Annotated in this window: 6 protein-coding genes and 1 riboswitch; of the genes, 4 read left to right on the top strand and 2 right to left on the bottom strand. The window is 64.9% G+C overall.

From position 1 onward, the window contains the following. The first annotated feature begins 127 nt into the window (after positions 1-127). A riboswitch (cobalamin riboswitch) is annotated at positions 128-323 on the top strand. Between the two features lie 106 nt (positions 324-429). Genes H8A92_RS26675 through H8A92_RS41070 form a run of 3 tightly spaced genes read left to right on the top strand, consistent with a single transcriptional unit; the run spans position 430 to position 4,195 of the window. Further along, positions 430-2,712, top strand: coding sequence for a TonB-dependent receptor (locus tag H8A92_RS26675; RefSeq protein WP_229198513.1), 2,283 nt, complete (start codon positions 430-432; stop codon positions 2,710-2,712). A 2-nt stretch (positions 2,713-2,714) separates the two neighbouring features. Beyond that, positions 2,715-3,716 (top strand): hypothetical protein, encoded by a 1,002-nt coding sequence (locus H8A92_RS26670; RefSeq protein ID WP_338026634.1) that lies wholly within the window; start codon positions 2,715-2,717, stop codon positions 3,714-3,716. Beyond that, positions 3,716-4,195 carry a hypothetical protein gene (locus H8A92_RS41070; protein WP_338026633.1) on the top strand — a complete coding sequence of 160 codons (480 nt, stop codon included), beginning with the start codon at positions 3,716-3,718 and terminating at the stop codon, positions 4,193-4,195. Before H8A92_RS26670 ends, H8A92_RS41070 begins: the two co-directional genes overlap by 1 nt. A gap of 6 nt (positions 4,196-4,201) precedes the next feature. On the opposite strand, the gene H8A92_RS26665 is transcribed toward H8A92_RS41070, so the two are convergent. Together H8A92_RS26665 and gspD are read right to left on the bottom strand one after the other, a co-directional pair. Next, the gene (locus H8A92_RS26665) at positions 4,202-4,729 is read right to left on the bottom strand and encodes a tetratricopeptide repeat protein (protein ID WP_420831371.1); all 528 of its coding nucleotides are present in this window, start codon (positions 4,727-4,729) and stop codon (positions 4,202-4,204) included. 22 nt (positions 4,730-4,751) lie between these two features. Next, positions 4,752-7,136, bottom strand: a complete 2,385-nt coding sequence (gspD, locus tag H8A92_RS26660) for a type II secretion system secretin GspD (RefSeq protein ID WP_420831370.1) — start codon at positions 7,134-7,136, stop codon at positions 4,752-4,754. 334 nt (positions 7,137-7,470) lie between these two features. Between gspD and H8A92_RS26655 the strand changes: the two genes are divergently transcribed. Next, positions 7,471-9,147, top strand: coding sequence for a GspE/PulE family protein (locus H8A92_RS26655; protein WP_229198512.1), 1,677 nt, complete (start codon positions 7,471-7,473; stop codon positions 9,145-9,147). The last annotated feature ends 1 nt before the right edge of the window (position 9,148 follow it).

The raw sequence follows: 9,148 nt of genomic DNA, 5'->3' as shown, positions 1-9,148 counted from the left end.
CTCTCTATGGGCAGTCGGGGGATGACTGATTGAAAAGGTCAGCGCGGACGCTATGTCGTCGCCGCAGCACCATCGCGTAAAGCATGTGTGCGACAATCGCGTCGAATTGACAGCTGTGCGTCCTCCACCTATCGTTTTTGCCGACGGTTCCCTTCGGGGATCAAAAGGGAATGCGGTGCGAGGGTAACCCCAATGCCGCAGCTGTCCCCGCAACTGTAAACGGCGAGCCTTTCGTCAATTTGCCACTGGGCTGTTCAGCCCGGGAAGGCGTCGACAGGCGATGACCCGTGAGCCAGGAGACCTGCCGTCAGTCGTGGTCACACGCGAGCACATCGGGCGGGGGCGTCCTGGTGGGGTCGGAGCATTGCCTTTCGGGCAATGCGCCAGTCCGCGTTCGCGGTGACGTGCCACGTTACCGCGAGTCGCTTCATGTCTCCGTCCTCTCCCGCTGCGCGCAAATGGCGCCTCGGTCTTGTTTGCTTCCTGTCATCGCTGCTATTGCCGGCCGAGGGTTCGGCACAAACGCCGCCACCGACCACGCTCGATCCGATCGAAGTCTCGCCTTCGGCTTCCGCAAAGCCCAAGCCTGCGGCGCGAAGCAGCAACACCGCCGCCAGGTCGCGGCCTCGCTCCAGACCGGCGACGTCAGCGGCGACCGGCAACACGCCGCGCGCCGCAGCGTCAAGTGCATCGGGGGCGGCGTCGCCGACGCTCAACGCCACCACGCAGGGCAGCACCGGCAGCCGTCTCAACCTGACGCCGCTGCAGACGCCGGCGAGCGTCGAGATCGTCACGGCGCAGACCATCGCCGAACGCGGCCAGCACAATGTGCTGGATGCCGTCACTCAGAATGCGGCCGGGTTCATCGCAACGCCGGCGCCCGGCAATGGCGGGCTGTCGTTCAGTACCCGCGGCTTTGCCGGCAGCAACTCAGTGATGACGCTGTATGACGGCACGCGCTTCTATATCGGCTCGGGCACCCTGACGTTCCCCTACGACACCTGGTCGACGCAACGCATCGAGGTGCTGCGCGGTCCGGCCTCGGTGCTGTACGGCGAAGGCGCGATCGGCGGCGTCATCAACGTCGTTCCGAAGAAGCCGCAGAACACGCCCTACAACGAGGCCGAGGTCTCGCTCGACAGCAACATGACGCGACGGCTGTCGGTGGACAGCACCGGTCCGATCAATCCCAATGTGTCGTACCGCATCAACGCCACCGGCAACATGTCGGACGGCTGGGTCGATCGCGACAAGAACTCGAATGCGGTGGTCTCCGCCGCCGTGCGGGTGCAGGCATCGGACAATCTCGCCTTCACGCTGTCCGAGGACTATGGCGACCGCAGCCCGTCACGCTATTTCGGCACGCCGCTGATCAACGGGGCGATCCAGGACGCGCTGCGCTTCAAGAACTACAATGCGTCGGACAGCGCGATCCGCTATCAGGACAGCTGGACCCAGTTCAAGACCGAGTGGGACGTCGCCGACGGCATCAAGGTCAACAACACGCTGTATTATCTGACCAGCGAGCGGCACTGGCGCGACATCGAGAATTACACCTGGAATCCGAAGACCCAGCTGATCGATCGTTCCAGCTATATCGAGATCTTCCACGACCAGAAGCAGCTCGGCAACCGGATGGATACGACCTTCAGCGGTCACGTCTTCGGACTTGCGAACCAGCTCGTCGCCGGGTTCGACGTCAACCGGATCGACTTCACCCACACCAACAACTCGCCCTATGGCGGCGCGTCGTCGGTCAATCCTTACGCCTTCGATCCCGGATCGTTCTTCGCGACCACCACAGCGACGACGCCGGGCTTCAACGCGATCGTCAATCAATACGCGCTGTTTGCGGAAGATCGCCTGTCGCTGACCGATCAGCTGTCGCTCGTCACCGGCGTCCGGTATGACCGTCCCGCGGTCGATCGCACCGACTACAAGACGCCCGCGAACAGCTTCGACGTCTCGCTATCGGGCACCAGCTGGCGCACCGGGCTGGTGTACGAACCGATCAAGAACCTCGCGTTTTATGGCCAGTACGCCGTCGGCGTCGATCCGGTCAGCAACTTGATCTCGCTGTCGACTTCGCAGAAGACCTTCCAGCTTGCGACCGGCAAGCAGACCGAGATCGGGGTCAAGCAGTCGTTCTGGGGCGGCCGCGGCGAGTGGACGCTGGCTGCCTACGAGATCGTCAAGACCGGGCTGACGATTCCCGATCCGAGCAATCCGACCGCCGGCCTGGCATTGCAGATCGGCCAACAGTCATCGCGCGGCGTCGAAGGATCGGTCGGGCTCGCGCTGAACGATGGCTGGCGCGTCGACGCCAATCTTGCGCTGCTGCGCGCCCGATACGACAACAACAGCCAGGTGGTCGGCGGCAAGATCGTCAGCTACAACGGCAACGTCCCGGTCAACGTGCCGCAGCAGGTCTCGAACGTCTGGCTGACCTGGGACTTCGCGCCCAACTGGTCGGTCTATGGCGGCGTGCAGATCGTCGGCGCAATGTACTCCGATCTCGCCAACACTCAGCTTCGGCCGGGCTACAGCGTGGTCAATGGCGGCATCAAATGGAAGCCGGACGACCGCACCACGGTCGCGTTCCGCCTCTACAATCTGTTCGACAAGGTCTACGCGGTGACCTCGAACGGCACGGGGCAGTGGCTGCTCGGCATGCCGCGCACCGCTGAACTGTCCGTCAACGTGAAGTTCTGACCATGCGCAACGCTCTGATCCGGCGGGGGCGGCGATGGCTCTATGTCGTCCATCGCTGGATCGGCATTGCGACGTGTCTCTTGTTCGCGATGTGGTTCATCTCCGGCCTCGTCATGATGTACGTGGCGTTTCCACGCCTCACCGACAGCGAGCGCCTCGCCGCGCTTCCTGCCATTCTCTGGAACAAGGTGCAGGTCGCACCTGACAGCGCGATGGCGATCGCGGGGATGGAGCATTATCCACGCGATCTCCGCCTCTCGATGATGGGCGACACGCCGGTCTATCGCGTGACCGGCTGGAAGGGGAGCGCCGTCACCATTTCGGCAATCGACGGTCGTGTGATCGATCGCATCACGCCGGACCAGGCACTTGCCGTTGCCGGCCACCATCCGCAGGCAGTACAGCTGCAATTGCTCGAAACCGTGACGCGCGACCAATGGTCGGTGACGGCACGCTTCGATCCGTTGCGGCCGCTCTATCTGATCGGCCTCGGCGATGCCGATGGCACCGAGCTCTATGTCTCGTCGCGCAGCGGCGAGATCGCGCTCGACACCACGCGGCGCGAGCGCATCTGGAACTGGCTCGGCTCGATCCCGCATTGGATCTATCCGACGGTGCTGCGCAAGGACGGGCCGTTGTGGCGAGACGTGGTGCTGTGGACCTCGGGCGTCTGCCTCGTGGTCGCGGTCACCGGCTTCTGGATCGGCATCCTGCGCCTGCGACTGACGCGCCGCTACGCTGATGGCGCCGTCTCGCCCTATCGCGGCTGGATGGGCTGGCATCATATCGCCGGCCTCGTCGGCGGCGTTTTCATCTTGACGTGGATGTTCAGCGGGTGGCTGTCGCTCAATCCCGGTGGCGCATTCTCCGGCCGCGGCCTCACGCGCGAGATTGCGGTCGGCTATGGCGGTCACGACACGCCCGATATCGTCGCCGGTTCGCAGTCGCCGCCGGCGCCTCGACAGTGGAGGCGCGCTTCGTCTGGATCGGAGGGCGCAGGCTGATGATGCTCGACGATGGCAATGGCCATCGCAGCCTCGCCGATCCCGCGACCGGGGAGCCCGTGACCCTTTCGCGTGACGAGATCATCGCGGCTGCTAGAGGCGCAATGCCGGGAGTATCGATGGTATCGGCGCGACAGCTCGATGAGCCGGATGCCTATTGGTACACGCTGCACCATGCGCGCGAGCTTCCCGTGCTGCGGATCGGCTTCGACGATCCCGCCCACACCTGGTTGCACATCTCTCCCGTTACAGGCGATATCCTCGACCGCAGCGACGACAGCCGCCGCTCCTATCGCTGGCTGTTCAACGCGCTGCACAGCCTGGATTTCCCGCTGCTGCTCAGCTTGTGGCCGGTGCGCGATGTCGTGGTCTGGCTGTTGTCGGCAATCGGCACGATCGTTTCGATCAGCGGCATCGTGATCGGCTGGCGCCGGCTGCGGCGGCCGAAGGTGCGAAGCCTCGCGCGGTCGCCCTCATAGGCGCAGCTATTTGACCGTCAGGTGCACGTCCGGCTCCGGCCGGCTGGGGATCCAGTCCAATGCAAACCGCTGGCCGGCGACGATCTCATTCCTCGAGAGCTTCAATGCGACCGCATCCCGGAACCGGAGATAGGCATCGCGCTGCCGACCGCCGGTGCGGGCCGCCGCCAGATTGAGCCATTTGTACGCCAGCACGTAGTCGTTCGGAACGCCGTGGCCCTTGTCGTACATCATGCCGAGCATGGCTTGTGCGAACGGATCCCCCTGCATGGCGCCGCGATAGTAGAGATCGGCGGAGGCGTCATAGGCCTGCGGGACCCCGAAGCCGTGCTCATACATGAAGCCGAGCATGCCGAGGGCTCTTGGGTTGCCGCGCTCGGCGGCGGGCGAGAGCTCCCGGGCCGCCCTGAGATAATCGCCGCGCTGGAAGGCGGCCGTTCCGCGTGCGACGCTGTCGGCGCTCGCGACCGACGCCGTCATGGCCCAAAGCACGATTGCGAGCGACGCGCCGAGGCTTGTCCGTTGCGCGAGCATGCGGAGCGTCCTGTTGCCCGGTTCAGTGGAAGCTGGTGGTGATCGGCGCATTGGTCGATGTCGTGGCGATGCTGCCGCGCAATTTCGATCGGAGTTCCTCGGCAACGACCTGGGCGTCGGAACCGTTGCGGATGATCTGCGGGCGGATGAAGATGATCAACTCGGTGCGCTGGGTGCCGTTGCTCTGGTGCCCGAAGGCGTCACCGAGGCCGGGAATCTGGTCAAGCACGGGAAGCGCATTGCGGTTGCCGCTCTGCTGTTCGCTGATCAGGCCCGCCAGCAGTACGGTCTGGCCATTGGCGACCGCGATTTGGCTCTTGACCCGCCGCTCCGACACGGTCGGGGTCAGATTGACCGTACTGCTTTGGGGGACGTTGCTGATCTCCTGCTCGACATCGAGCCGCACGGTGCCGTTCACGCTGACTCGCGGCGAGACCCGCAGGATGATGCCGGTGTTGCGATAGTCGATGGTGTTGACCACGGTGTTGCTCGTGGTCAGCACCGTCGCGCTGCCGGTCGATACCGGGACGACGTCGCCGACCTGCAGCGTCGCGACCTGGTTGTTGATCACGACCAGCGAGGGATTGGAGAGCACCTTGACGCTGGTGACGGCATGCAGCGCGTCCAGGATCAGGCTCGGCTGGGTCTCGGACCCGATCAGGAAATTGAAGCCCGGGAAAGCCCGGTTGATGAAGGCATTGGTGAGCGAGCCGGCGACGGAGACGGCCCCGGTGGTCGCATCCGTGGTGGTCGCTGGCGCCGCGGTGGCCTGGGTGCCGAGGATCGAGCCGGTGTTCGGCTTCAGACCGAGGTTCCGGCTGGTGAGATAGCTCTGCACGCCATAGGACAAGGTGTTGTTGAGCGTGACCTCGGCGATCGTCGCATCGATCGCGACCTGGAGCTGCGGCTCGTCGATCTGCAGCAGCGTCGACTCGATGATGCGGTAGTTGGCCTGGTCGGCATAGATCAGAAGATTGTTGTTCACGACATCGGGCGTGATCCGCACATCCTGCATGACGGGCTGGCCGTTGCCGGAGCCGGTACCAGAACCGCGTCCGCTATCCAGCGCGGCATTGTTGCCCTGGCCTGGATTGTTGGGATTGCTCGCTTGCCCTCCGGCGCCAAATCCCTGGCCGAGGCCCTGGCCCGTCGCGCCTGTCCCTGAAGTGCCGCGCGACGCGAAGCCGCCCATGCTCGGATTCGAGCCGTTGTTGTTGAGCGACAGACGATCGGCTACGCTTGACGTCGACGAGGTGCCGGAGCCGGGCGCGAGCTGGCTGTCGGCACTGTCGAGCAGGTTGCCGGACGAACCGCCGAGGAACATGTCGGTCAGGACCCGCGCGATCTGGCGCGCATCGCCGTACTTGACGCGGTAGACGTGGACCGTGGTTCGCGCCGTGTCGTTGCGATCGAGACGCTTGATCCAGGTCGCGGCCGTGTGCAGCATGTCCGGCTTCTTGGTCACGACCAGGATCGCGTTGAGGCGCACGATCGGCATGAACTTGATGACGTTCTGGCTGAGGCCGTTCTCACCGGAATCGACGATCTTCTCCAGCTCGGCAATCACGGGCGCGGGCGACCCGCTCGAGATCGGGAAGATGCCGACCGATTGGCCGCGCATCCAGTCGACATCGAAGCTCAGCACGGTGTCGACGGCGGTGCGACGTTCGGCACCGGTGCCCTGGATCAGAAGCAGATTCCGCGTCGTGTCGGCGCGGATCGCGCCGGCCCTGGTGGCGAAGCTGTCGGTCAGTTTCAGCAGGGTCTGGGCCGACACATATTGCAGGGGGACCACCGAGATGCCGAAACCTGCTTCGGGATTGGCTGCCGCGGCATCGACGCGGCCGCCGCCGACGGCGTCGCCGAGCGGCGTCAGGCGGTAGCCCGCCGTATCCTTGAGCAGCACCACGCCGCTCAGGCGCAGCGCGTTTTCAAGCACGAAGACCATGTCGGATTTCGGCACCGGTCGGACCGACACCAGGCTCACCGTGCCCTGCACCCGCGGGTCGATGGTGTAGCCGACATGCAGGATGTCGCCGAGCACGACCTTGGCGACGGTCGCCACCGGCGTGCTTTCGAAATTCAGGTCGAAGCCGTTGCCGTTCGACGCCGGCTGCGGCCGCGCGTCGACGACCGCCGTGACTTCGCTTCCCTCATACATTGCCGCGCGGACGCTGCCGCTCTGGCTGCCGCCTGTCGCCGCCAGCGCGCTCACCGGCTGCGGCTGGCGCGGCAGCAGATCGAGCGATCGCACCTTGTCGGTGACGTCGACCTGGGACGCGTCCACGCTCTCGCCGACCGTCGCGGAATTGCAGGACGCCAGCAACCCCATTGACGCCAAGGCAAAAATGGCTGCGAGGCCGCCACGGATCGTCGGGCAGCGGCCCACTGTGCCTACGCGTTGCATGAAGGCCCTTCGCTCTGACTAACTGAAATTTCGATTGCTTGCGACGATCGGTCCTACCCCGCACGGACTCTTAGCGATCGAACATGACAGAAATAAATTGGTTACATGATTGTCGTTCGCGACCTGCCCTATCGCGTCGCACCAAAACTGTGCAGCAGGCGAGCGTCGTGTCCGCGATGCCACGTCCGGATTTCTTGAACGCGGCAAACCATGTGACTTCGCACAGCTGTCACACTTCGGATCGATAACGGCAGAATTGCCGGGAGCCGAACGCGGCGGCACGCAGCGGCCCTTGGCACGGACTGATCCGGGATAGTGTGGCGGGATACAAGGAATGGCCAACGACCTGTCCGTTCGGTTCGTGGATTATCTGCGCCAGAACAATCACCTGGCGCCGATCGATGGATCGACGGAGGGGACCGGGCAGGGCGCCGACGTCAGGCAGTTGAAGTTGTGGGAGATCACCAGTCTCTCACCGACCGAATTCGCCGACGAAGCCGCGCGCTTCTTCGCGCTTGGCCGCCTGACGCTCCAGGACATGACCTCGGCTGAACCGCTTGTCGGGTCGTTCTCGACGCGTTTCCTGCGCGAGACCATGGTCTTTCCATGCCGGGCAGCCGACGGGAGCACGGTCCTCGCGGTGGTCGATCCGACCGACCAGGCGACGCTGCGGGCAGCGCAGATCGTGCTTGGCGCCGGCATCAATGTGAAAGTGGCGTCGTCGGAAGACGTCGCCATCGCCCTGAACAACTCCTCCAGTGCCGAGGAGGCCGAAGCCACCGATACGGCGGCGGCGCTGCCCCGCGAAGACGACATCGAGAGCCTGCGCGATCTTGCCAGCGGTGCACCGGTGGTGCGCGCGGTCAATGATCTGATCGAGAAGGCGGTCGAGCTTCGCGCCAGCGACATCCATATCGAGCCGTTTTCCGCCGGCCTCATGGTGCGCCTGCGGATCGATGGCCTGCTGCGGCCGGTCGCGGCGCTGTCGGGCGTGCTGCCGCAGGCGGTGGTCTCCCGCATCAAGATCATCGCCAACCTCAACATCGCCGAACGCCGCCTGCCGCAGGACGGCGCGGCGCGGCTGCGGGCCGGGCGCACCGACATCGATATCCGCGTCGCGATCATGCCGACGCAGCATGGCGAATCCTGTGTCATCCGTATCCTGCCCAAGGATCGCGGCCTGCTGGTGGTGGAAAAGCTGGGGTTCTCGGAGCCAGACGAAACCAAGCTGCGGCGGCTCCTGAAGCTGCCGCATGGCATGATCGTGATCACCGGGCCGACCGGCAGCGGCAAGACCACGACCTTGGCGACGATCCTGTCGATCCTCAATGAGCCCAGCCGCAAGATCCTGACGGTCGAGGATCCGGTCGAGTACGAGATTCCGGGCGTCAACCAGTCCCAGATCAAGCCCGCGATCGGTTTGACCTTCGCCACCGCGCTACGGTCCTTCGTTCGCCAGGACCCTGACGTGATCATGGTCGGTGAAATCAGAGATTCCGAGACCGCGCATGTCGCGGTGCATGCGGCGCTGACCGGGCATCTGGTGCTGACCACGTTGCACACCGAGACCGCGGCGGCCGCGGTGCCGCGCCTGCTCGATCTCGGGGTCGAAGGTTATCTGCTGCGCTCGGTGTTGCGCGGCGTGATCGCGCAGCGCCTGGTCCGGCAATTGTGCGAGCGCTGCAAGACGGCACGGCCGCTGGCAGCCGCCGATCTCACCGAGGATCCCCGGCTCGCGGCGATCGGGCTTAAGGCCGGCGAGATCATTCACGAGCCCTGCGGCTGCGAGCGTTGTGGTGGAACCGGCTATCGCGGCCGCCTCGGCGCATTCGAGCTGCTCGAACTGTCCAATGAACTGCGCGAACTGATCGGAGAGCGAACCGACGGGCTGAAGATCGATACGATGGCGATCCGGGCGGGCATGACCACGATGCTCGATGACGGGGTCGCCAAATGCCGCGCCGGATTGACCTCGCCCGCCGAGATCCTCCGCGTCGCGACCGTGCGGTGAC

This window comes from Bradyrhizobium acaciae, assembly GCF_020889785.1.
GTDB classification, from domain to species: domain Bacteria; phylum Pseudomonadota; class Alphaproteobacteria; order Rhizobiales; family Xanthobacteraceae; genus Bradyrhizobium; species Bradyrhizobium acaciae.
Note: the sequence above shows the minus strand (reverse complement) of the source record. Positions and strands in the feature narration are given on the sequence as shown.